Genomic DNA, 24,901 nt, shown 5'->3' with positions numbered 1-24,901 from the left:
TCTGACACGAAACATTCTGAAAACGAGAAAGGTGCAGGTTTTAGTTCTGCAACAAAAATAATGTTTTTCTAACTAAAGAAAGTCTTTTCTTTAGACACTTTAACATAGGAAAAATTTCTCGACAAGGGAAGATGATTACTGACATTTTTAAGCCGGGTTGCCGCAAACTATGTGTATTCAATATGAAAGGAGATTATTTTGTGAAAGTTTTGTTATCCGCTCTTCTTCTCCTTTTGTTTGCATTTGAGCCTTCTGTGTCTGGAAAAAAACTTTCAGATCCAGTGCTGTCGAAACGGATGGAATTATATCATAAAATCGAAGCTGTGACGCAGATCCCTTGGTATGCGCTCGCCGCTGTTGATCAATACGAAGAAAACGTGCGGAGCAACCGGAAAGATCTGCCTGAAAAGGCGGGAATCATCAGCATCTATATACCCGATGACATCTGGAGCGGGCCTGAAAACCCGAATCCGAAAGACGATGCGCCGTTAAGCATTAAAGTGTTTGACGGAATCGGAATGGATGGCGATGGAGACGGGAAAGCCGAGGTCAGCAACGATGAAGATATCTTGTATACGTTCAGCCAATACTTACTGTCGTATGGCACAGATGAAGACAACATCCGGATCGGGCTTTGGAATTATTACCGGCGTGATCAGACAGTGGGGATTATATCTGAATTCATGAAGCTGTTTAAAGCCTACGGCCATATTGATCTGGGCGAGCATGCATTCCCGCTTCCGATCAGAACCGATTACAGCTACCGAAGCACGTGGGGAGATGCCCGCGGCTTCGGTGGAAGGCGGATTCATGAAGGTACGGATATCTTTGCCCATTACGGCCTTCCTGTCAAATCCACATGTTACGGCGTAGTTGAAATGAAGGGCTGGAACCGCTTCGGAGGATGGAGAATCGGCATCAGGGACATTAACAATACGTATCATTATTTTGCCCATCTCAATGGGTTTGCCAAAGGGATTAAAACAGGACAAATCGTTGAGCCTGGCCAAGTGATCGGATCAGTCGGCAGCTCCGGATACGGCCCGCCGGGAACCGCCGGGAAGTTCCCGCCGCATCTGCACTATGGCATGTACAAAGATAACGGAAGAACCGAATGGTCATTTGATCCATACCCGCATTTGAGGGCGTGGGAGCGATATGAATACCAAAAAAAGAAGTAACAAAAAGCCGCCTCTTCGACAGGCGGCTTATTTGCTGCTTTTTTCTTTTTTTGAATCAGCACCGTCTTCTTCTTTGCTGCTCGGGAGCTGGACAGAAGGCGTGACACCCGAGCCGCCACTTCCATTATAAAACTGCGGCACTTCGCCCTGCACTGCTTTAATCGATACAGGAACATTATTTGTGACGACAGCGGTTTTGCTGGCAAATGGAATGATGACCTTCACTTTAATTTCGACAAAGATGCTGATATCAATAAGTGCGTTATTTATGCCATACGGCTTGATTTTGGTTTTGACATCTGTAAAAGCGTCACCGATTAAATTGAACCGGACCGGGATTTTCGGCCCGAGGTTTCCAAGAAGGCTGTTGCCGGTTACCTGTCCCAGCGGAATGTTGATCATAATGTTTTCACTGGCGCCGCTGTGTCCGGTATGGGTTTCCATCTCTTTCAAATGAGCCTGAAGCTGCTTTGTCACTTTTGTTTTCACACTGTTTACAACCTGTGTATTAAAATCGATTGTCGTTAAGTTTCCGTTTTCATCAGAATTCATTTGAAACATATCTTTCATATTTTCACTATCAGACATATAGTCCTCAATCGAATCCTGGATCACCTCTGTCGCTATACGCTTCGTTTCCATCTCGCCGATGTCCATTAAAACAGGTTTGATCGAGCCATTGATCATCCAAAGGCTGACCGTTGTTGACAGGATAAAAAAGACAACGGACAGGAGCATCACGTAACGGAAAGGCAAAGGTCCTCTCTTGCGAAAAGGGCCGCGATATCTTGGCAAGAAAATCCCCCCTTACATATCACAATGTATGCTTGTAAGAGGGGACATAGTAATAGCCGGGGCCAATTTATTTTATTTCACCATTTTTAAAAGCGCTTCTCTGCCGCTCATGCCGACTTGAATGCCAAGATCTTCCGCGGCGTACGTGACGGATTCTAAAGGTGCGTCTAACAGCTGGTCAATGGTGCGGACACCAACTGCGCGTCCCGCCACAATGCCGCGCTCCTTTAATTTTTCATTCAGCAGCGCCACATCCAGCGCACCGCACATAATATATCCGTGATCATTGGCGACGGCCATAAAATTCGTTTTGGGAAGCTTTACTGTCACAGCTGTAAAAGGCTGTCCTTCTATCATGATCGGTGTCAGGTTTACCACGTCAACCACTCCCTTCATTCATCACTTTATGATGAAGGGCACAGCTTGTTGTGGGCTGACTGCCTTATTGCGCAAGCTTCCAAGCAAGCAGATCCCGCAAAAATTCCGGCATAAAATATTCTTTTTCTGCAGCGTCGCGAATCAACGGAAACAGTTTGCCGAGCGTAAACATATCAAGCACCGCAACGGAGTATTGTTTATGTTTTTCAATATCTTCCCCGTTCAGCGTGATCCGAGTGACGTGGGTGATCCCGTCATCGAGCCGTTTCGTTTCTACCTCAACGCCGGCATACACCATTTTCCCCATCACTTCTCCGCGGAAGCCGAGTCCTTTGATCCGGAGCTGCTCCATTTGTTCGGAAGCGGCATGGACAATGGTTTCCTTCAATTCTTCTCCCGTCAGGCGGACAGCCACCGGGTTGATCGGATGCGGACAGATGCGGTGCAGATCCAGCTTTGTCACAGGACCTGCTTTTAGCGGACCGAGAATGACACCTGAATTGACCATACTAATGTCCGTCTCGCACCATTCCTTTAAGGCGTATGCTAAAAGCAAAGGCAGCTCTGATTCTTCAAACCACTTCACCTCAGCATCTTGTGCAAGCTCTGCAACGGCATCGGACAGCTTCTCCTCGGCTTCACGTTCTTTTTCATTGAGAAACACTTTTGTTTCTGCGGATTCTCCTGTCCATTCCGCCATGTTCTGCACAGAAGCCGTTTTGCTGATGATGCTTCGCTGTACGCTGTCCACCGTGATTTCTACACAGCCGACATAATGCCCGTATTTCTCGGCGCTGGCCAGCAGTACCCCATTAACCACTTGTCCATCTTCGAGCAAATGATGGGTATGTGATTCGAGGATTACATCAATCTCAGGCACCGCTTCAGCCACTGCCTGATCATCAAGAATGCCTAAATGTGACAGCAGAACGATAATATCAGCCTGCCCTTTCACTTCCAGAATGGTTTCCTTTATGCTTTCAAGGGCATCCGTTACTGTCCACCCCAGCTTGTCATAAACAGGATAATACGGCACAGTTACACCTAAGAAAGCAATGGACATACCGTTTTTCAATGATTTGATATGGTAAGGCACCGCCCAGGACGGACGGTTTCCATTTTTATCAAACAGGTTAGAGACGATGACAGGAAATTCAGCATGATCATATAAGGCAGCAAGCTCTTCATGCGGAAGCGTAATCCCTTCGTTATTGCCGATCGCCGCTCCATCAATGTGAAGGCGGTTTAAGAGATCGACATTCGCTTTTCCGAATGTCGCCTCTGTCACGAATTGAAAACGATCTAGATGATCGCCAATATCAAAAACGAGCGTCTCTTCGCCGTCTGACTGATGCTCTTTTCTTTTCTGCTCGATATAATCTACAATTTTCGGCCAGTTTTCAAAATGGCTGTGCAAATCATTTGTATGATATAAGCGGAGCTTCTCCTTCATAATATCTCTCCCTAATCGTTCAGCTGAAAATGCCTTCATAAATGAGCTGGCAGCCGATCAAAATCAATACGATCCGCATGATCATAACGATCGTTTTCGTCTGCATTTTTCTGTTGATGGCGGCGCCAAGCTTTCCGCCGAACCAAGCGCCGGGCACAAGCGCGAGGGCGTACAGCCAATTGACGTGCCCGGAAATCATATGTGAAACAGACCCTGTCATAGAAGACAGGAAAATAATAAACATGGACGTTGCCACCGCAACCTTCGGCGGAAACAGAAATAACAGCATCATCGCCGGAACCATCAGTGATCCGCCGCCTATACCGAAAAGTCCGCCTAAAAAACCGACAACAAAGGCAATGGCAATACCGACAGAGGCCTGATATGAGTACGTATAAGGCTCACCGGCATCATCCTGAAATGTCCGGATAATTCCTTTGTGCGCTTTGTTGATTGGCCGGGCTTTCGCTTTCAGCATTAAGGATAATGAAATCAGAATCATAAAAATGCCAAACCAAACGGAAAACGAGTTTGAATTGAACAGCTTTGACACGTAAGCCCCGATCATGCTGCCGGGACCCGAACCGATAAAGAAAATGAGCCCGCTCTTATAATCAACGGTTTTATATTTAATATAAGCCAAAGTTGAAGAAAGGCCCGTAAAAATAATGACCAAAAGCGAAGTTCCAATCGCAACCTGCGGCGTCACATCCTGAAACAGCTGCGTCACTGTGCTTAAAAACATCAGAGATGGCACAATGACAATTCCGCCGCCAAGCCCGATCAGACTTCCTACCGTACCTGCGATTAATCCCAGTACGACCAAAATCACAAACGACATCAATCAAAACCTCTTTTCTAAAATAAATCGAGCTGTCTCGGAGCAAGTCCGCTGTACTCGATATCAAGCAGTTCAAGCATCTGCTTGCCATTATCCGCAGCGTCACCGCCGGAATTGTTGTTGAACAGGACAAAAACATCCTTACATTGCTGCTGCAATTCATTCAGGTGCTTTTTCCAATCCTCCAGCTCCTGTTGGTTGTAGCGGTATAAGTACCTGACCTCCCGCCAGTTTTTCCCGCCATCAGGCTTCATCCAGCCCTGCTTGTTGCGTCCGTGAAACCTGACGAGCGTTTTGTTTTCATCGGTCGCGCGCAACACGGTCGGAACGCTGCCTTCTCCGATTTGCGGTTCATCACAGACACTGTGAATCCAGCCTTCCGCTTTCATAAATGAAAGCGTCTGCTCATAAAATGGCGGCGAGAACCAGGAACGGTTTCTGAATTCAAGCGCACAAGGGATATCTCCCATTTGGTGCTTGCACCATCTCAAATAGGCGACATTCTCCTTCTTGCAGTCAAACCAAGGCGGAAATTGAAACAGCACCATGGCGAGCTTATTGCTATGTAAATATGGCGTTAGAGACACCTTAAACGCATCAAACATCTCCTCTTTTGAGTCAAAGGGAATTTCGCCGCGCTGATGCCCTGTCATGCCCTGATATGCTTTCACGATAAATTGGAAGGTTTCGGGCGTTTCCTTCACCCACTTTTCATTATTGCGCGCCGGCTGAATCGCGTAAAAGCTCGCGTCTAATTCCACGATCGGAAAATGGGAGGAATAGGCCTGCAATTTTTTCTGGCTGGCCGTTTTCGGCGGATAGATGCTGTCATGATCCCCCCACCCCGTCAGTCCGATATAAATCACACTCATTCACCTCTCTTCCAGTTTATCACACGTGTTTTCAGGTTTCCTTGGAAATGCTGTTCATATGGCGGGAAAATGCAGAACGAAGATGCTGATATTGTTCCTCATTCGTATCTAAAAACGCCTCTTCTCTTGAGGTAGGAATATGCTGATATTCAATAGGCGCCTGAAACTGCTCACTCGTAAAATCGTACATCACACCATTGATGCTGTTGTAAAAATGCCAGCTCTCACCGACTTTTGTTTTGAAAATCGTGCCGCCGAAATGGTCTTGAATCACCAATGCCGTCACGCCGCATTGGCCGCATGACGGGCATTCTTCCGTCCATTTAGAGCTCGAATGACGCGACCAGGATTGCTTAAGTATGTATTTGACATGTTCCATTGCCTCCGCCTCCTTTTTTAAAAAAGATACCACGTTGATGAGATTTTAAAAACTAGAACGGAGGAAATCAAAAAACCCGGCGGTAAAATCCGCCGGGCTTACGAAGGAACGACCAGAGCTCCGTCAATTTCAGTGACTTTTTCCCCATCATTGTACACGCACCGGCCTTTGCTGTAAGTGGCCGAAATGCTGCAGGGAAATGTATGTCCTTCGTAAATGCTTTTTTTATGCTTTGCAAACATCGATTCTCTTGTAACAGTGTACGGCTCCATGCTGACGAGCACGAAATCTGCATCACACCCCGCCTCAAGCCGCCCTTTTTTCTGAAGGCCGAATCGTTTTGCAGGGGCCGCCGCTGTCCATTCTGCGATGGTTTCAAATGGAATCTGATGCTCAAGCGCCAGTTCCAGCATTCCTAATAAAGTGAACTGCCCGCCGCTGATTCCGCCCCATGATAAAAACATGTTATCCTCCCGCTTCAAGGATGGACGGCAGGGGGAATGGTCTGAGGAAACCATGTCAATGTCCCCGGCAATGAGCGTCTCGATCAGCGTCTCTTTTGATTGCAGCGACCGGAGCGGAGGCGCGCATTTTGCGACAGAGCCCCTTTGCCGTAAATCGTCATGGCTGAACAAGACATAATGCGGGCATGTTTCAACCGAAACATCAAGACCTTCCTGTTTCGCCTCTCTGATCAGCCGGACCGCTTTCGCCGTGCTGATATGGACAAAATGAACCGGACAACCTGTCACCTTCGCATACTGAATCGTGCGATACACCGCTTCAACTTCTGCTTCCTCCGGGCGGGAGGCGGCGTACGCATCCGCGTCCACCTTTCCTTTATTGGCCAAAACCATCTGCAAGTAGCTTGTAATCGCGTCACTTTCCGCGTGGAGAGCGAGGATTTTTCCTGCAGCCGCGATTTCTGCCATGCCTTTGAGCAATGTCCGTTCATCAACAGAGCGGAACTCATCAGTGCCTGACTTTGATAAAAACGCTTTAAACCCGATCGCTCCCGCTTCAGCCATCGGACGGATGTCCTCGATATGGCCTGGCACAAGGCCGCCCCATAGCGCAAAATCCACGGCAGATTTTTGCCTGCCTAGCTCAGCTTTTGCGAGAAGATGCTCTGCCGTCACGGTTGATGGAATACAGTTGAGCGGCATATCAAAATAGGTGGTGCAACCGCCTGCGGCCATCATTTGAGAACCTGTTTCAAACCCCTCCCAATCCTCCCTGCCCGGTTCATTAAAATGAACATGGCAATCTATCACACCAGGAAACACGTATTTCCCGTCTGCCTGGATGATTTCCGTCCCGCTTGCTTCAATGTCAGAACCTATCTCGGCAATGACACCGTTTTGAACTGCAATATCAGCTTCTATAACGCCATCTGGCGTAACTGCCTTCGCACCTTTTATCACCATATCGTAAGCCATATTGATCCCCCCATGTAAGGATGACGATTTTTCATGTCAGTTTATGTAACACAACCAGTTCTATTTTCAACAGTTTACTGCTACTATGATCGTATTACATCAGCAAAACCGCTAGAATTCCTATTGAAAATTATTCACCTTAACCAATGTTTTTATAGAAAAGGAGAATGCGCTATGAATATTTTTGATGTGATGAAAATACCGGCTTTTAAAAACGCCAATTTAATCGCTGGAAAAGCAGGAGGGGAAAGAGAGGTTCAGCATGTCAATATGATGGACGCTCCGGATATCGCAGACTTTTTGCATAAGAATGAATTGCTCGTCACCACCGCCTATCACCTGAAGGATCACCCGCATCAATTATCTGAACTGATTCGGCAAATGGCAAAACGCGGCTGCGCGGGCCTCGGCATTAAAACAAAGCGCTATCTGGAAGATATCCCGAAGGAAATCATCGAACTGGCCGATTCATATGCGTTTCCGATCATTGAGCTTCCGGAACACATCCGACTCGGCGATATTGTGAATGCCACACTCAGCCATATTCTCGATATGCGTTCTAACGAGCTGCAGCAAGCTATTTACGCGCACAAAAAATTCACAAACCACATTATGAGCGGCAAGGGGCTGCAATCCCTCCTCAAAAAGGTGTCAGACCTCCTTCAGCTTCCCGTGCTGCTGCTTGACCAGCATGCCAAAATGCTGTCTGCGTCTCATCAGATTTCAGTTGAGACCGAAAAGCTGAAAGGCACCCTGAATACCGTATCCGGGCCATTTTTCACTTGTTTCTCTACAATCTCAGATCAGAAAACATATTCTGTCCTGCCTATTTATAATCACGAAAAAAACTGCGGCTACCTGCTGATACCGGACATGGTGCAGGCAGGCGACAAAGGATTGATCCTCACGATTGAACAAGCGGCCAACGTCATTTCCTTTGAACTGCTGAAGGAAAATGCGCTGAAGCAGTTCAGCCGGCGGGCCCGCAATGAGTTTTTCAACAATTTTATTGAGCGGACCTTTTCTTCAGATGACGAAATCAAAAACCGGGCGAAAGAATTCAAGCTGCGCTGGGATCAAAAATACATGTGCATCGCCGGCAAACTCGATCGCAATGACGAATCAATCAGCTTTACAGAAAATCAGCTCGCTTCCGACAGCGTATTCGAATTTCTTGAAGGTGAATTATCAGCCTTCCCGTTTCCGCCTCACTTCTTTATGAAAGGAAACGTCGGCATTATTCTAATCGAAGCGACAGACAGCTGGAGTGAAATGCACGCCTCGGTGATCAGCTTTTTAGAACAGTTCCAAACACAGGTCAGCGCTCAATTTAAACGAACCGTGTCCTTTGGCATCAGCAATATCTGCCAAAAGCTCATTGATGTTCCCGACGCTTTCACAGAAGCTTCTGATGCTCTGCAATCGGGGCATTTGTCGAGAAGCACCGCATTTATCCAGGTGTATCACGCCAAAGATGTGCCTGAGCTTCTGCGCTTGCTCCCGGTTGAGGATTTGAAGAAATTTTACAACTCCACGCTTCAGAGCCTCGCTGAAAAACAGCAGGAGGATCAAAGCCTGCTTCATACACTTTCCGTCTATTTAGAGACACACTGCCAAATTTCAGAGACGGCAAAGCGTCTGTACGTTCATCGCAATACGGTCATATACCGCCTTGAAAAATGCGAAGAGCTTCTGGGTAAAAGCTTAAAAGATCCTGAAACAACGATGCGTTTGCGGCTTGCCTTACGTATGCAGCGGCTGATCAGCTAATGCTCGTTACATTTTCTTACAAAACGAATCATTTTTCGTCACTTTCAGCAATCACACCTGTCTTTTTCAGCTACTGTATCCAATGACACCCCTCGATCGGCACGATATCATGTTACTAAAGTTCACATACAGGGAGGGACTATAGTGAAAAAAAGATCGTTTAAGGTGTTTACACTTAGCCTGCAGCATGTGCTCGCCATGTATGCAGGTGCGATTTTGGTGCCCCTGCTTGTCGGCAGGGCGCTGAATGTAACAACTGAACAGCTGTCCTACCTATTGGCGATTGACCTGTTAACATGCGGCGTCGCTACGCTTTTGCAAACCTTGCGCGGAACATACATCGGCATCGGGCTTCCCGTCATGCTTGGCAGTTCATTTGTGGCCGTCACCCCAATGATTGCAATCGGCAGCAATTACGGCATTCACGCGATTTATGGTTCCATCATTGCGGCCGGTGTGTTCATCTTTTTGTTTGCGCGTTTTTTCGGCAAGCTGACTGTGTTATTTCCTCCTGTCGTAACAGGTACCGTTGTGACCTTGATCGGCCTTTCACTTGTTCCGACAGGTGTGAAAAATATGGCTGGCGGCGAAAAAATAAACGGCAGCGCCAACCCCGAATACGGTTCGCTCGAAAACCTTCTTCTCTCTGTCGGTGTCCTTGTTCTGATCTTAGTCCTCAACCGCTTTCTCAAAGGATTTGCCCGAACACTGTCCGTTCTGATCGGCATCGCCGCCGGAACAGCGGCAGCAGCGATCATGGGCAAAGTCAGCTTTTCTTCTGTTACAGAAGCACCGTTCTTCCAAATCCCGAAGCCTTTTTACTTCGGAGCCCCTGCGTTTGAAATCGGTCCGATCTTAACGATGCTGATCGTCGGAATCGTCATTATTGTGGAATCAACCGGCGTTTTTTACGCAATCGGAAAGATATGCGGCAGACCTTTAACTGACAAAGATCTCGTCAAAGGCTATCGAGCGGAAGGAATCGCCATTCTCATCGGCGGGCTGTTCAATGCCTTTCCTTATAATACCTTTGCGCAAAACGCCGGCTTATTGCAGCTGACCAAAGTGAAAACAAGAAACATCGTCGTTACCGCAGGCTGTATCCTTGTCTGTCTCGGACTGATTCCGAAGATTGCCGCCCTTGCATCTGCCGTTCCTGCTGCTGTACTTGGCGGCGCGACCGTCGTCATGTTCGGCATGGTGATTGCCTCCGGCGTCAAAATGCTCAGCACAGCGGATCTCAAAAATCAATACCACCTCCTGACCATCGCATGCTCAATCGCACTCGGCATCGGCGCCAGCACGGCCCCCGGGATTTTTGCTGAATTCCCCGCTCCGATTAGAATTCTGGTCAGTGACGGCACCATCATTGGAAGCCTGACCGCCATCTTTTTGAATCTATTTTTCAGCTTGCGCGACAAAAAAGAATTAACAGCACAGCAAACAGAACTTCCGGTATTAGAACATACACTCGCATTAGAAAAAGAGGTGTAAAAAAGATGAAGGAACAGCACAATGCCTTACAGCTAATGATGCTGGGGCTTCAGCACATGCTTGCCATGTATGCGGGAGCCATTCTCGTTCCGTTGATCGTCGGAGCAGCGATCGGGCTGAATGCGGGGCAGCTGACGTATTTAATCGCGATTGATTTGTTTATGTGCGGGGCGGCAACTCTTTTGCAGCTCTGGAGAAACCGATATTTCGGCATCGGCCTTCCCGTTGTGCTCGGATGCACGTTTACCGCAGTCGGCCCGATGATTTCCATCGGAAGCACTTACGGTGTCCCAGCGATATATGGTGCCATTATCGCCGCAGGACTGATTGTCGTCTTAGCCGCGGGCTTCTTCGGGAAGCTTGTCCGTTTTTTTCCGCCTGTCGTAACCGGATCAGTCGTCATGATCATCGGCATCAGCCTGATTCCAACGGCAATGAATAACCTGGCCGGAGGTGAAGGAAGCAAAGAATTCGGCTCACTGGACAACGTGCTCCTCGGGTTTGGCGTCACAGCATTTATCTTATTGCTGTTTTATTTCTTTAAAGGCTTTATCCGCTCCATAGCGATTTTGCTCGGTCTTATCGCAGGAACAGCGGCTGCATATTTCATGGGAAAGGTCGATTTTTCTGAGGTCTTGGAGGCGTCTTGGCTTCATGTTCCATCTCTGTTTTATTTCGGACCGCCAACCTTTGAGCTGCCGGCTGTTGTCACGATGCTTCTCGTTGTGATTGTCAGCCTCGTTGAATCGACAGGTGTTTACTTTGCGCTTGCCGATATCACAAACCGCAGGCTATCGGAGAAGGATCTGGAAAAAGGCTACCGGGCAGAAGGCCTTGCGATTTTGCTGGGCGGATTATTTAACGCGTTTCCCTATACAGCTTTCTCGCAGAATGTCGGCATCGTTCAGCTTTCAAAGTTGAAAAGTGTCAACGTCATCGCCATTACAGGAATCATGCTGATGGCGATCGGGCTGGTTCCAAAAGCAGCGGCCCTGACAACAGTGATCCCCACCCCAGTTCTCGGCGGCGCAATGATCGTCATGTTCGGCATGGTCATTTCTTACGGGATCAAAATGCTATCCAGCGTTGACCTTGATTCGCAAGGCAACTTGCTGATTATCGCCTCTTCCGTCAGCTTGGGGCTTGGCGCTACAACAGTTCCCGCGTTGTTTTCATCTCTTCCGGGCGCGGCCTCTGTCTTGGCAGGAAGCGGAATTGTGATCGGCAGTTTGACGGCCATTGCACTGCACGCTTTTTTTCAAACCAAACAGCCGAATGGCACAGACATAAAAACGTAAAGGAAGATGCCAATGTTCACAATGGATGACCTGAACCAAATGGATACACAAACACTGACAGACACACTTGGCTCTATTTTTGAACACTCTTCATGGATTGCGGAGAGATCCGCAGCACTACGGCCGTTTTCGTCGCTTTCTGATCTTCACCGCAAAATGACTGGCATTGTAAAAGCCGCGGATCGCGAGACACAGCTTGATTTAATCAAAAAGCATCCCCGGCTCGGAACAAAGAAAACAATGAGCGATGACTCGGTACGAGAGCAGCAGAACGCAGGGCTCAGCAAATTAGAACAGCAGGAATACGAGGAGTTTCTCAAGCTGAATGAACACTATTATGATCGCTTCGGCTTTCCTTTTATTTTAGCGGTGAAGGGAAAGACGAAACAGGACATTCACCAAGCCCTTCTGGCAAGGCTTGAGAGCGAACGAGAAACGGAGTTCCAGCAGGCCCTTATAGAAATTTACCGAATCGCCCGCTTTCGTCTGGCTGACATCATCACTGAAAAAGGAGAGACGCAAATGAAAAGAACCATGTCTTATGGCAAAGGAAATGTATTTGCATACCGAACGTTTTTAAAACCGCTCACTGGAGTGAAGCAAATCCCAGAATCATCTTTTGCCGGGAGAAGCAATACCGTTGTCGGCGTTGATGTGACATGCGAAATTGGCGGAGAAGCCTTCCTGCCATCATTTACAGACGGAGACAACACTCTCGTCGTGGCAACGGATTCAATGAAAAACTTTATCCAGCGCCATCTCGCATCCTATGAAGGAATGACAACCGAGGGGTTCCTACACTATGTAGCTCACCGATTTTTAGATACTTATTCTCATATGGACACGATCACTCTGACTGGCGAAGACATTCCGTTTGAAGCAATGCCTGCATACGAGGAGAAAGAGCTCAGTACAAGCCGCCTCGTCTTCAGAAGATCGCGTAATGAACGAAGCCGCTCTGTGCTGAAAGCAGAACGAAGCGGGAATACCATAACGATTACCGAGCAATACAGCGAAATCATGGATCTTCAGCTCGTCAAGGTGAGCGGCAACTCCTTCGTCGGCTTCATCCGGGACGAATATACGACTCTCCCGGAAGACGGCAACCGCCCGCTGTTTGTCTATTTAAACATCAGCTGGCAATATGAAAATACCAATGACGCATACGCTTTTGATCCAGCCCGCTACGTTGCGGCTGAACAAGTCCGCGACTTGGCGAGCACCGTTTTTCACGAGCTCGAAACCCCTTCAATCCAAAACCTAATCTATCATATCGGCTGCAGAATATTAGCGAGGTTCCCACAGCTCACTGATGTCAGCTTCCAATCTCAAAATCACACGTGGGATACGGTTGTCGAAGAAATCCCGGGCTCAAAAGGAAAAGTCTACACCGAACCGCGCCCGCCATACGGTTTCCAATATTTTACCGTGACAAGAGAAGACGCCGAGAAAGAAAAACAGAAAGCCGCTGAAAAATGTCGGAGCCTGAAAGCCTGATGGGAAAACTGACAACCCATATTTTAGATTTAACCAGCGGCAAACCAGCGGCGAACGTAAAAATTGAATTGAAGCGGCTGGGCGAAAGTATTTTGAAAGAGGTTTACACTAACAATGACGGCAGAGCCAATGTCCCTCTGCTGGCTGGTGAAGAGCTGGTGTCCGGAGAATATGTGATGGAATTTCATGCAGGAGACTATTTTGCGAATAAATACGTGAATACGGTCGACCAGCCGTTTTTAACCATAGTTACCGTCCGTTTTCAGCTTGCAGATCCAGATGCACATTATCATATCCCGCTCTTGCTGTCGCCGTTTGGTTATCAGGTGTATAGGGGGAGTTAAGAAGGAAGCCCGCCTCACCGGCGGTCTTCTATTTGCACTTCAATAAACTTTTGATCCTAGGACAGTACTTGCAGTAATCCCACGCTTAGTGAAACAACAGCTAGAATAAACATTCACCTATATTTTTCAGGATAATTGCCTACGACAAAAATATCCTGTAGTCCTTTCATTTATAAATCGAGGTTTCAAACTAATAAGTCAGCTCTTAGCAGCCGAGCTCCCTTCTCCAATCCTATAAACAGACCGCGTTTTTTCTCGAAAAAATACTCTGAAGACAATTGCTGCGTTTTTAATAGTTTTGATAACGCGTTCTCTCTTACACCTTTAGACAAAATATTCATTTTTTCTTTTTTAGACTTAAATCTATGTCGAAAATAATCGTTGGCATATCTTATACTATCTCCACTAAAGGAGGTGACATTATGGGATTCTACAATTCTGGTGGATACAGTGGAAACTCTGGTTACTCAAACGGTTTCGGGAGCTCCTTCGCTTTGATCGTGGTGCTATTCATTTTGTTGATCATTGTTGGAGCAGCTATCTTTAATTATTAAGTTTAACTTTCCTTGCCTCCGCCGTATCCAACACCTCCCTGTCCGACAGACGCCATAAGAAGTTTTTATGGCGTCTTTGCTATGTGTTCACTAATCTTTTTGTAATCCAGAAGCTGTCAAGTTCTACGAGATTTATCGTGTGTTTTCCCACAACGCTTCTGCGTCTTGATCGCGCTGTCTGACTGAGGCTAAAAAAGTCCGGCTTTTAAAAGCCGGACTCCCGTCTCCCTCCGTTCAACTCTCTTCTAATCCTGCAAGCTGACCGCATAATCCCGCCGTACCCGGTACACCGGCACAAATTCCCCGCCAGCCCTTCTTCTATATCTTCGTCAGAAGGTTGAGGGGTTTCCCGAAACAGTGCTTTAAGCGCAATTATCATTCCTGGGGTACAGTAGCCGCATTGGAAGCCTCCTTCTTCCAGAAAAGCGGTTTGGCAGATATCCAGTTCCTCTTGTTGTACGCCCTCGATTGTTGTAATGGAATGGCCGTCCACTTGATAAGCCATGGTCATACACGCATTGGCCAGCTTTCCGTCGATTAAAATAGAGCAGGCTCCGCAGCGGCCGATTCCGCAGGACACCTTTGTCCCGGTCAGCTGAAATTCCTTTCTAAGCAGGTCACTCAGATGTGTCGTAGGAACGGCAGCAACCTCCCACTCCTGCCCATTCACGGTCATCCGGAACTGTTCCTTTTTTACAGGAAATGGCCCGGCCTCTTTTACGTCCATTGCTTCAGCCCCTTTCTGTCTATCGCTTCAAGCAGCTCTTCTCTTGAAATTGGCAGCTTGTTTATCCAGCATCCGACCGCATCATGTACTGCCTTTACAATCGCCGGAGTGATGGCGATTGTTCCGATTTCGCCAACACCGCGTGGTCCATATGCATCACCCTTCATTAGTTCTTCTATTGCGATCACCTTCATGTCAGGAACGTCTTTGACTCCAGGGATCAAATAGTGTTCTAGATTTTCTGCGGCATAACGGCCGTCCGTCATTTTCGCTTCCTCCATCAGCGTATAGCCGAGTGCCATGGCAGCGCCGCCTTCAATTTGACCTCGATATCCCTGCGGACTGACAACCGGACCTGCCGCAATAGCGTGCTCACAATCTATCAATTTGACATCGCCTGTTAACAGATCTACCTCCACCTCAACGGCAGCCGCTCCAAATGAGTAGAGGAAATGGCCGCCCACCACAGGATCAGGCGTTGTTGGAAAGTCAAAGGCCGTTTCCTCTGCCAAAGGGCCTTTTTCAGCCAGCTCCTTATACGTCACCACGAGCGCCTTTGTGTTTTTGTCACGCAAGCCTGCAGCGCCGGGAATAAGATTTTCCGCTGAACAGCCGCTCCATTCTGCCGCCCGTTTTTTCAACTGAGCTAGAAACGGCTTCTTCAAACGCTGGATCGCGTGCCACACCATGCTTGTACCGCGGGATGCTGTGGAGGAGCCTGACTTCGGCACTTTTGCGGTATCCCCAATAACAATGGAAATATCTTCTGCGGCACAACCTAGCTCCTCCATGACAATCTGTTCAATCGCTGCTAGAATCCCCTGTCCGCATTCTTCAAATCCAAACGAAGCAGTGATTTTTCCTTCACTCGAAAGAGACAAACGGCCTCCTGCCGCATCCATTCGGCCAAACCCCAGCCCGCCGCCGTGCATTGTAATTGCCGCTCCCGTGCCTCTTTGCAGATACCCGCAGTTCCGGCTTGTTTTTTTAAGAATGGGAGATTTAGATATGGCATTCAACACCTGTGCCGCTCCGTCAGTCGGTGCAATCCGATGCTCAAGAGGCCCCAAGTCATGCGGTTTTCTGATATTTTTTCTTCTCAGCTCCAGCGGGTCGATGCCGAGCATGCCGCTGAGACGATCGAGATGGGTTTCGAGTGCAAATGTGATTTGGTTGCCGCCAAAACCCCGAAATTCCCCCGCCACCCCGTTGTTCGTAAATACTGATATTCCTTCAGTCCGGATATTCGGAATACGGTACGGCCCCGCGGCATGCTCGACAGAAAAATCAAGAACAGCCGGTCCGAGCGTAGCATATGCGCCTGTGTCCGCCACAATTTTCACGTCATGCGCCAATAGATTTCCCGAATGATCCGCACCCGTTTTTATCGTAATCTTCATCGGATGGCGCTTAATGCCAGACCGTACAGATTCCTTTCGTGTCTGATGGATTTTGACAGGACGTCCACTTTTCAGTGACAAAAGCGCGGCATACGGCTGAATATTCAGCTCATCCTTCCCTCCGAACGAGCCGCCCATCGGACTTGACACAATCCTGATCTTCTCTTCAGGAATGTCAAAAATACGGGCAAGCTGGAAACGGTCTTTATAGCCGTGCTGGGTTCCTGCATACATCGTAAACCCCCCGTCGTCTTCCGGAACGGCTACGCCTCCCTCCGTTTCCATATACGTATGCATCTGCCGCGGCAGCTCATAGGTTTCTTCAAGGACTGTGTCAGATGCTTGAAACCCTTCTTCCACATCGCCGTTTGAAAAAAACGCGCGGTGCAGGATATTCCCGTCCTCATGCAGTCTTTGCGCATTCGGCCGAATCGCTTTTTCTGGTGAATCCATGACTTCCAGCTCTTTATACTCAACTCGAATCAGCTCCAGCGCCGCTTCCGCGATTTCTTCCGTTTCCGCAGCAACTGCGGCGATCGCATCCCCGACATACCGCACCCTGTCCTCACATAAAACCGGCTGATCAGGGATGACAATGCCAAATCGGTTTAAGCCGGGAACGTCTTTATGTGTGACGACGGCTTGTACGCCTTCCATTTTCTCAGCTTTTATGGTGCAAACCGACACAATCTCTGCATGAGGATAAGCACTTCTCAGCACCTTGCCATACAGCATTCCTGGAAAGCTGAGATCGGTCATATATTTCAATTCCCCTGTGACCTTACCCCTTCCATCCGGCCTGACTCTTGACGGTTTGTTGATGATCATTTATTCCCCTCCCTCAGCCATCAGCTCTGCCATGATGACGTTGGCAGCGGCTTTTTTTCTGTATGCCGCTGACATAAAAGCATCTGAGGAAAACGGCAGCTCATGGATAAGTGTTTTGTACAGATCATGCGAGTCCCCTCCTGGTGCCATCCATTTCGCTTCGCTGTCCAATAATCTCCTAGGAGTGATATCGGCATGGCCAGCGGCGAGGCGAATGCCGCCGTCTTTCAAAAAACGTCCAGCTGCAACAGCAACCGCTCCTGTAAAAGCCTGGCGCCTTCCAAGCTTGTGATAAAATACACGCTCTCCCTCCGCCCGCGGAATGATGACACGCGTGACGATAGCCGTTCTAAAGTCTTCCTCACTGAGCCAAGCGCCAAGCGGCAGCCTGATTAGCTCCTTTTGATATACGATAAGCTCAGCACCAAGCACAAGCAGAAGCGGAATGAAATCACCGATTTTACTCGCTATGTTGCCGCCAATCGTGGCATGGCTGCGAATCCCCGGTGCAGCGACAGCGGAAGCAGCGTCACTGAAACAGCCAAGCGCTCTCTTGATCAAAGGGTTCTTTCTGCATTCATTCAGTGATGTGAGCGCCCCGATCGACACGTGGGTGTCACTGGCGCTGATCCCTCGCATCTCGTCAATCCCTTCAAGGCTGACAAGGTGCTGTTTCGGTAGAGTTCCTTTGTCCCACTGAAGCTGAAGCAGCGTGCTTCCCGATGCGGCACACACATCCGGAGCAAGCTTCTCTAAAAGCGAATAGGCCTCATCAAGCGCTGTCGGTCTCCATAATTGAATATTCATCCTTGCTTTTGTCACCTGGCCGTTCAAGCCATCGCCCTCCTTACCATGTCATATTCCTCGGGTGTATCAATATCGTCCAACTCACCGCTATCCTTTGCCTCCAAAACCGCTCCTGCTCCAAGCTGTCCGCTTTTCAGGAGCCTGCGAGCCCCTTCATCTCCCGTTAACCCCTTTACATAAGGAAAACAAGCCGACGAGAAGTAGATTGGCGGGGTGAACGCCCCTAAAAACGATGAAACGGCAAATGACTCAGGAGCCAGAGCCACAAGGGCATTGAGATGATCGACGGAAAGCTGAGGCTGGTCGGCTAACAAAATGACAACGCCGTCCGCCCCCATGCTTTCTGCTTTTCTCACCCCGCTGCTGACTGAATGCCCCTGACCCTTTTCTGCGTCTTGGCAAACGTGCAGGCTCCAGCGTTTTTGAAAAGGCGAAGCGTGATACGGCGCTCCTATCCACTCAAGGGAGGCATGTTCTGTCCGCTCGACGACCAGCACGTGATCAAGGCGGGACGACAGAGCAGTTTTCAAGGAAAGTGAGCCTATGTTTTCTCCTTTTAGCGGCAAAGCCAGCTTGTTTTGGCCCATTCTTCTGCTTTTGCCGGCAGCGAGAAACACGCCGATCAGATAGGGGCTTCTCATACAACCGCCACCCGTTTTCTTGTTTGAATAATTTCTGCAACTACACTTACCGCAATTTCCTCGGGACCTTCCGCACCGATTTTCAGCCCGACCGGACTGTAAAAGTGAGACGGAGGATGTTTTCCGCTCAGCAGCCGTTTCGTGCGGTTTGCCGAACCCAACAGTCCAATATAATGGAGGTTTTGAGAAAATAAGAAGTTGATGATCGTTTGATCGTGCTGATAATGATGGGTTGCCACAACAGCTGCATCATGTGGAAAAAATTGAAATTCGCTAAGCATTTGTTCCGGAAAAGCGGTGATCAGCTGATCCGCTTTTGGAAAAAGAGAGGATGTACAATAAGCGGGCCGCCAATCCGTCACGATAACAGAAAAACCTGTGTCAGCCGCCAAATTGGCCAGCGGTACAGTATCCGGTCCCGCCCCAAACAGAATGAGGCGCGGCTTCGGTTCAATTCGCTGAATAAACATGTTAGTGGGTGGATCGAAATGCGGTAAATGAAGCGTTGAAACAGTACGTTGAATAGCTTGCAGAGGCGCGTCCGGCCAGTTGCCAAAATGCCCGTTCTCCGTCAGAAATAAATAATGGGAGGATTCAATCTTTATAACAGAAGTGACAGCTTTGCCTGAATGAAGGCAGTCTCTCACTTTCTCATAGTGCCGCCTTTTTTCCTGAGTGATTCGCTCTGCATGAACATGAATAATGCCATTGCACCCGGCTCCCATGCCCCAAGAAAGATCGTCCTCCGACCGCATGTCGTAGGGAATCAGCGTTGGTGTGAGCTGATCGCCCAGCGCACTGATTCTTTGGAATACATCTTCTTCCACACACCCGCCGCTCAGCAAGCCAATCCGTCTGCCATTTTTCTTAAAGAGCATAGAGGCGCCTGCTTTTCGATACGCGGAGCCTTCCACTTGAACAATTGTCGCCAGTACAGCCTCCTCCTGGTCTTCCAGGAGCGCATCTAACATCGTGTGAAAATTCCCCAATGCCGCATCCTCCTCTCGAAAATTGCCGTGAGAAACAACTAGTTCAGCGTGATTTTATAGGTAACTTGTATAAAGAATAGACGATGGAAGAAAAAATGACTCATGATTTGTCAGAAAATGAAACACATAGAAAGAGGATTTGTAAAAAGAGTCAAACGAAGAAAATCAGATTGGAGAAAACACGAAATCATATCTAAAAAGCTTGCGGAGTTCCGCAAGCTTTTCTTTACACCGCTGCCTGGCGGCCAGCGTTTTCATACACATCCAGCGCTGCTTGGAGCGCTTTTCCTGCTTCGATTCCTGCGTTATGTCTGAGAAGCACAGCCTCTAACCCGGCAAGCACGAATAGCACGTTTTCTTTTCTGCAGCTGTACCCCATCGTGCCGATTCTCCAGATCTTCCCTGCGAGCGGGCCGAATGAGCTGGCGATTTCAATACCGAATTGTGCCAGCAGCATGCCACGGACAGACTCGCCGTCAATGCCGCCGGGAATTTCGACACAGGTGACAACAGGCATTTTGCAGCTGTCATCTCCAAACAATCTTAGCCCCATTGCCTTTATCCCTGCTGCTAATGCGGCTTCATGGTGCCGATGCCGCTCAAAACGCGCCTCAAGGCCTTCTTCAAGCACCAGTCTGACTCCCTCACGTAAGGCGTACAGCATCGTCGTCGCTTCTGTATGATGATTGAGCCGTCTTTCGCTCCAATAATCCTCAAGCTGGCTCAAATCAAAGTAGTTGCTTGTGATTGGCCGATTTCCCGAAAGCGCTTCCCTGTCAGCTTGTGACGCAATCCCCCGCTCCACCTTTTTACGAGCTGCAATCACGTCCGCCACCCGCTCATTATATGTAATCGGCGCCATTCCTGAAGGCACAGACAAACATTTTTGCGTTCCGCCGATGGCAGCGTCAATCTTCCATTCATCGACTTTAACCTCGCAGCCCCCAATCGTTGCGACTGCATCGACGATAAACAATGCATCCTCGGTGCGGCAGGCTTCGCCGATGGCTTTCAGCGGGTGAATCCGTCCTGTCGATGTTTCTCCATGCACCATGGCCACAATTTTCGGCTTCACTTTTTTTATCTCCCGTATGATGTCCTTCGGGTCAAAAACCGTTCCCCATTCGCACTCAAACATATGAACATTTGCCCCATATCGCTCGGCGATTTCAGTCAGCAAATAACCGAAACGGCCGTAAATGGGAATGAGCACATCATCTTCCGGCTCTATCACACTAGCCAGCACTGCTTCAATTCCCGCCCGTGAAGTGCCGTCAATCGGGTATGCCCAGCGGTTTTTTGTTTGGAACAGCTCCCGAAGCATCTCCATCGTTTCATTCATAATACCTGTAAACGCCGGATCAAATTGGCCGACAACCGGGGTGCTCATTACTCTTAATACACGCGGATCAACCTCAACAGGCCCCGGCGTCATAATCGTTCTTAACGGGGTGCATAATTCTCTTCTGCCTGACACAGCCATTCCTCCTTTATCAGTAAGCCAGTTTGTATAATAAATCAGTCAGTGCGCGGATGCCGATCTCAAGCTGTCTGGCTGACGTATATTCCTTCGGTGAGTGGCTGATGCCGCCTCGGCTCGGCACAAACAGCATACAAGCAGGATAGCGCCTTCCGATCATTTGCGCGTCATGCCCTGCTCCGCTCACCATTTCCTCACAGTTGAAGCTGTTTTCTAATGCTGTTTCAAAAGCCGCAGCCTTCAGCCTTTCGTCCATCGGCACAGGCTCTATTCGCATATATTCATCAATCACGGCGCGAATTCCTTTTTGATGGCAAATACCGTTGATCAAAGCAACCATGTCTTGATGAAACTGCTCCAGCACATGCTGATGCTGATGGCGAATATCGATTGAAAACTGGACGCGGCCCGGTATGACATTGGCTACATTGGGCTCTGCCGTTATTTTTCCGCATGTCAGACGGAGCTCATCCGGCAACTCCTCCGACCGCAGCAACAGCTCATGAATGATACGGCTGCTGGCTGCGAGCGGGTCCTTGCGCCATTTCATGGAGGTGGTTCCCGCATGATTGCATTCACCCTCCAGCGTGACGAGATAGCGCCTCTGCCCCGCAATGCTTGTCACAATCCCGAGATCCCGTCCTGACATTTCCAATGTCTGTCCCTGTTCAATATGGAGCTCAACAAAAGCGCTGATATCTGTCCGATATGCTGCCTGAAACACACCTTTGCCAAAACCGTTCTCATGCATCGCATGTTGCAGCGAGACTCCTGATTCGTCTCTTGGCTCTGCTCCATCCTGTAATGAAAAAACACCCGTCATATTCCCTGATCCCCAATAGGTCATTGGAAAACGGCTGCCCTCCTCCTCACATAAGGATACCGCTTCGAGTGTTTTTTTCGGCGCTCCATATGTCTCTTTGAGCCGCTTTATCGCAAGCATCGCCGCCAGAACACCATAGGCGCCGTCGTATTTCCCCCCATTGATGACAGTATCGATATGTGAACCGGTTACAATGACTTCATCCGGAGAATGGGTGCCCGAAAGCCTTCCAAACACATTGCCGACATCGTCGAATCTTGTGTCAAGCCCGAAAGAAGACATTTCCGTTTTCACAGCAAGCTGTGCGTCCATCCACTCTTTTGTGTATAAAAGCCTCGTTACGCCGCCATCCGCAGACGCACCGTATTGGGCGAGCCATTCAATATAATCTGTGATGCTGTTTTTTACTGAAAGCTTCTGCTTTTCCATGTACTCCCCCCTCTGTCCGCTATGGTGACTTCATTATAGAAGGAAGAACATGATAGTTCATTGACAGATTAACCAAAAAAACGTTTATTTTTTAGTCGCAGTATCTATCCAACAACCAGATTCACCCTATATGTCACAACTATTTTAGTGTAAAGGTCAAAAGAAAACACGGTAAGGAAGAGAGCCAGCAAGAGCGAAAGAGAGGGTCAAGCTCAGCTTGCCAGAGAGGCGATGTTTGCGGAACGGATGAAAACGGAAATGCCGGCAGCTCGCAAAAACAGGACCTAAAGATATGGAACAGGAGATTTCCGCCTCCTCCAAAGGGACTAATTTACAATTTTAATGAAAAATATACAAAATGACACTTCTATCCTTTATTTGAATTTTAGATAATAGACATGATCTGATAAAAGGAGGGCAAGTGATGACAAAAAAAGCATGGTTTCTGCCGCTCGTCTGTGTATTACTGATTTCCGGATGGCTTGCGCCGGCAGCTTCAGCAAGCGCGCAAACCGCATTAAGCCTCAATGACCGATTGGCGTCTTCCCCTTCAGGAACAGGAAGCCTTCTCTCATTAGCCGCCCCCGCTGCACCCTATGCTGACACAGATACCTATTATGAAGGGGCTGAAGGTAAAACAGGAGACTCGCTAAAAAGCACCCTGCACCGTATTATCAGCGGACACACGATGCTGTCCTACAGCGAAGTGTGGAACGCGCTGAAAGAAACGGATGAAGACCCGAGAAATCCGAATAACGTCATCCTGCTCTATACGAATGAATCGCGGTCCAAAAACCTGAACGGCGGCAATGTCGGCGATTGGAACCGCGAGCACGTCTGGGCGAAATCCCATGGCGATTTTGGTACGAGCAAGGGACCTGGTACTGATATTCATCATTTACGCCCAGCCGATGTTCAAGTTAACAGCACAAGAGGAAATATGGATTTTGACAATGGCGGCACTGAATATGCGAAGGCACCCGGAAATTATTATGACGGCGATTCATGGGAGCCCCGCGATGATGTGAAAGGCGATGTTGCCCGCATGCTGTTTTACATGGCTGTCCGTTACGAGGGTGATGACGGCTATCCTGATCTTGAGCTTAATGATAAGACAGGCAACGGCTCAGCTCCTTATCATGGCAAACAATCTGTCCTGCTCGAATGGAATAAGCAGGATCCGGTTGACGACCGCGAGCGGAAAAGAAATGAAATCATTTATGAAAAATATCAGCACAACCGCAATCCATTTATCGACCACCCTGAATGGGCGGATGAGATTTGGCCGTAAGAAAAAGGTGCTCCTTTTGAGGAGCACCTTTTTCTAATACACAGCCTCTTCCGTTTCCGCATCGAAAAAGACGACGTGGTCCATTTTCACTGAGAGCTGGATTGAATCGCCTGCATCGATTCGCGTGTTTCCGTCCAGGCGGACCTTGAGCCGCTCGTCCCCAGCCATGACATGCACTATGAGCTCCGAGCCCAGATTTTCATTCACTTCCACCTTCGCTTGAAACACTGAATCAAACAACTGGTCATTTCCTGTCATTTGTGTGATGTGCTCCGGCCGTACACCGGCAATCATCTGTTCTCCGGCATATCCCTTTTCCTTCAGCCGCTTTGCTTTTTCTTCAGGAATATGAAGCCGGATCGAAGAATTTGTGAAAAACAGCTCGCCATGCTGCTGTTCTATGATGCCTTTCAAAAAGTTCATCCCAGGAGAGCCAATGAAGCCTGCGACAAACAAATTGGCCGGGTAATGATAAATGTCATGAGGTTTCGCCACTTGCTGGATTTCCCCTTCATTCATGACGACAATCCGATCTCCCATAGTCATTGCTTCGGTCTGGTCATGCGTGACATAAATGATCGTTGCCTCTAATCGCTGGTGCAGCTTGCTGATTTCTGTCCGCATCGTCACTCTTAGTTTTGCATCCAGATTAGAAAGCGGCTCGTCCATTAAAAAGACCTTCGGCTCCCTCACAATCGACCTGCCAAGCGCCACCCTTTGCCGCTGCCCGCCGGAGAGCGCCTTCGGTTTTCTCTTCAGCAAATGTTCAATTTCTAAAATTCTGGCTGCCGCATGAACCCGCTCGGCAATTTCCTGTTTCGCCATCTTTCTGAGCTTTAATCCAAACGCCATATTATCAAAAACCGTCATATGCGGATAAAGCGCATAGTTCTGGAATACCATCGCAATATCACGTTCTTTCGGCGGAAGATCATTGACCCGCTCCCCATCAATAAGAAGATTTCCTTCAGAAATGCTTTCTAATCCAGCCACCATCCGCAGCGTTGTTGATTTTCCGCATCCTGACGGCCCCACCAGCACCAAAAGCTCCTTATCCTTTACATCTAAATCAAAGTCCTTCACGGTTAATTGTGAGTGATATGATTTTTTGACGTGTTCAAATGTTAATGAAGCCATCAGAAAAGTCCCCCTATCTTTTGACCCGTTATTTCGTCACTGGAAACAACTTGG

Annotated in this window: 23 protein-coding genes and 1 pseudogene; 9 read left to right on the top strand and 15 right to left on the bottom strand. The window is 48.5% G+C overall.

The features are described 5' to 3' along the window. Positions 1–200 precede the first annotated feature (200 nt). Entirely contained in the window at positions 201–1,181 is a 981-nt protein-coding gene (lytH, locus tag RAC86_RS16500; protein WP_014480753.1) for an L-Ala--D-Glu endopeptidase, read from the top strand. A 27-nt stretch (positions 1,182–1,208) separates the two neighbouring features. Here the strand turns inward: lytH and yunB are convergent, their stop codons facing one another. The 7 genes from yunB to RAC86_RS16465 form a co-directional block, all read right to left on the bottom strand. After that, positions 1,209–1,976, bottom strand: a complete 768-nt coding sequence (gene yunB, locus RAC86_RS16495) for a sporulation protein YunB (protein ID WP_015483652.1) — start codon at positions 1,974–1,976, stop codon at positions 1,209–1,211. Between the two features lie 72 nt (positions 1,977–2,048). After that, on the bottom strand, positions 2,049–2,354 hold the full coding sequence (locus RAC86_RS16490) for a YunC family protein (protein ID WP_015251300.1): 306 nt from the start codon (positions 2,352–2,354) through the stop codon (positions 2,049–2,051). Between the two features lie 64 nt (positions 2,355–2,418). After that, positions 2,419–3,807: a bifunctional metallophosphatase/5'-nucleotidase gene (locus RAC86_RS16485; protein WP_377885881.1), complete on the bottom strand. Its 1,389-nt coding sequence runs from the start codon at positions 3,805–3,807 to the stop codon at positions 2,419–2,421. A gap of 19 nt (positions 3,808–3,826) precedes the next feature. After that, positions 3,827–4,648, bottom strand: a complete 822-nt coding sequence (locus RAC86_RS16480; RefSeq protein WP_003228670.1) for a sulfite exporter TauE/SafE family protein — start codon at positions 4,646–4,648, stop codon at positions 3,827–3,829. A 17-nt stretch (positions 4,649–4,665) separates the two neighbouring features. Further along, positions 4,666–5,514 carry a DUF72 domain-containing protein gene (locus RAC86_RS16475; RefSeq protein ID WP_003243895.1) on the bottom strand — a complete coding sequence of 283 codons (849 nt, stop codon included), beginning with the start codon at positions 5,512–5,514 and terminating at the stop codon, positions 4,666–4,668. 37 nt (positions 5,515–5,551) lie between these two features. Continuing rightward, a complete protein-coding gene (locus tag RAC86_RS16470; RefSeq protein ID WP_029318465.1) occupies positions 5,552–5,899 on the bottom strand; it encodes a YunG family protein in 348 nt (115 codons plus the stop codon). A 98-nt stretch (positions 5,900–5,997) separates the two neighbouring features. Beyond that, positions 5,998–7,338, bottom strand: a complete 1,341-nt coding sequence (locus RAC86_RS16465) for an allantoinase (protein WP_377885880.1) — start codon at positions 7,336–7,338, stop codon at positions 5,998–6,000. Between the two features lie 174 nt (positions 7,339–7,512). Here RAC86_RS16465 and pucR point away from each other — a divergent pair, with 174 nt between their 5' ends. From pucR to yuzJ, 6 genes are all read left to right on the top strand, one after another. Further along, entirely contained in the window at positions 7,513–9,108 is a 1,596-nt protein-coding gene (pucR, locus tag RAC86_RS16460; protein ID WP_038429568.1) for a purine catabolism transcriptional regulator PucR, read from the top strand. A 144-nt stretch (positions 9,109–9,252) separates the two neighbouring features. Then, positions 9,253–10,602, top strand: coding sequence for a uric acid permease PucJ (gene pucJ, locus RAC86_RS16455; protein WP_088467374.1), 1,350 nt, complete (start codon positions 9,253–9,255; stop codon positions 10,600–10,602). Between the two features lie 5 nt (positions 10,603–10,607). Next, complete coding sequence (pucK, locus tag RAC86_RS16450) at positions 10,608–11,900, top strand: uric acid permease PucK (protein ID WP_014480761.1); 1,293 nt, start codon at positions 10,608–10,610, stop codon at positions 11,898–11,900. 12 nt (positions 11,901–11,912) lie between these two features. Further along, positions 11,913–13,397: a factor-independent urate hydroxylase gene (gene pucL / locus RAC86_RS16445; RefSeq protein ID WP_088467376.1), complete on the top strand. Its 1,485-nt coding sequence runs from the start codon at positions 11,913–11,915 to the stop codon at positions 13,395–13,397. Further along, positions 13,397–13,741, top strand: a complete 345-nt coding sequence (uraH, locus tag RAC86_RS16440) for a hydroxyisourate hydrolase (RefSeq protein ID WP_029725894.1) — start codon at positions 13,397–13,399, stop codon at positions 13,739–13,741. The genes pucL and uraH overlap by 1 nt, the downstream gene beginning before the upstream one ends. A gap of 422 nt (positions 13,742–14,163) precedes the next feature. After that, complete coding sequence (gene yuzJ, locus RAC86_RS16435; protein ID WP_009968115.1) at positions 14,164–14,295, top strand: YhzE/YjcZ family sporulation protein YuzJ; 132 nt, start codon at positions 14,164–14,166, stop codon at positions 14,293–14,295. A gap of 205 nt (positions 14,296–14,500) precedes the next feature. Here yuzJ and pucE read toward each other — a convergent pair whose 3' ends face one another. From pucE to allC, 7 genes are all read right to left on the bottom strand, one after another. Continuing rightward, the gene (gene pucE / locus RAC86_RS16430; RefSeq protein WP_014480766.1) at positions 14,501–15,022 is read right to left on the bottom strand and encodes a xanthine dehydrogenase subunit E; all 522 of its coding nucleotides are present in this window, start codon (positions 15,020–15,022) and stop codon (positions 14,501–14,503) included. Beyond that, entirely contained in the window at positions 15,013–17,250 is a 2,238-nt protein-coding gene (pucD, locus tag RAC86_RS16425) for a xanthine dehydrogenase subunit D (protein ID WP_377885879.1), read from the bottom strand. The genes pucE and pucD overlap by 10 nt, the downstream gene beginning before the upstream one ends. After that, positions 17,251–18,084 (bottom strand): xanthine dehydrogenase subunit C, encoded by an 834-nt coding sequence (pucC, locus tag RAC86_RS16420; protein WP_015251287.1) that lies wholly within the window; start codon positions 18,082–18,084, stop codon positions 17,251–17,253. After that, the gene (gene pucB, locus RAC86_RS16415; protein WP_377885878.1) at positions 18,081–18,698 is read right to left on the bottom strand and encodes a xanthine dehydrogenase accessory protein PucB; all 618 of its coding nucleotides are present in this window, start codon (positions 18,696–18,698) and stop codon (positions 18,081–18,083) included. Before pucB ends, pucC begins: the two co-directional genes overlap by 4 nt. Further along, on the bottom strand, positions 18,695–19,687 hold the full coding sequence (locus tag RAC86_RS16410) for an XdhC family protein (RefSeq protein ID WP_160221799.1): 993 nt from the start codon (positions 19,685–19,687) through the stop codon (positions 18,695–18,697). Before RAC86_RS16410 ends, pucB begins: the two co-directional genes overlap by 4 nt. A gap of 226 nt (positions 19,688–19,913) precedes the next feature. After that, a complete protein-coding gene (pucG, locus tag RAC86_RS16405; protein WP_377885877.1) occupies positions 19,914–21,164 on the bottom strand; it encodes a (S)-ureidoglycine--glyoxylate transaminase in 1,251 nt (416 codons plus the stop codon). Positions 21,165–21,180: 16 nt separating this feature from the next. After that, positions 21,181–22,419, bottom strand: a complete 1,239-nt coding sequence (allC, locus tag RAC86_RS16400) for an allantoate deiminase (RefSeq protein ID WP_377885876.1) — start codon at positions 22,417–22,419, stop codon at positions 21,181–21,183. A 224-nt stretch (positions 22,420–22,643) separates the two neighbouring features. On the opposite strand from allC, the pseudogene RAC86_RS16395 reads away from it, so the two are divergent. After that, positions 22,644–22,762: pseudogene (locus RAC86_RS16395) on the top strand (hypothetical protein); the annotation flags it as partial. An 81-nt stretch (positions 22,763–22,843) separates the two neighbouring features. After that, positions 22,844–23,710, top strand: coding sequence for an endonuclease I family protein (locus RAC86_RS16390; RefSeq protein ID WP_038427902.1), 867 nt, complete (start codon positions 22,844–22,846; stop codon positions 23,708–23,710). Between the two features lie 33 nt (positions 23,711–23,743). On the opposite strand, the gene RAC86_RS16385 is transcribed toward RAC86_RS16390, so the two are convergent. After that, entirely contained in the window at positions 23,744–24,847 is a 1,104-nt protein-coding gene (locus tag RAC86_RS16385; RefSeq protein ID WP_024572486.1) for an ABC transporter ATP-binding protein, read from the bottom strand. Positions 24,848–24,901: the final 54 nt, after the last annotated feature.

Source organism: Bacillus sp. LR_5, from assembly GCF_042709275.1.
This window is presented reverse-complemented; position numbering and strand designations above follow the sequence as displayed.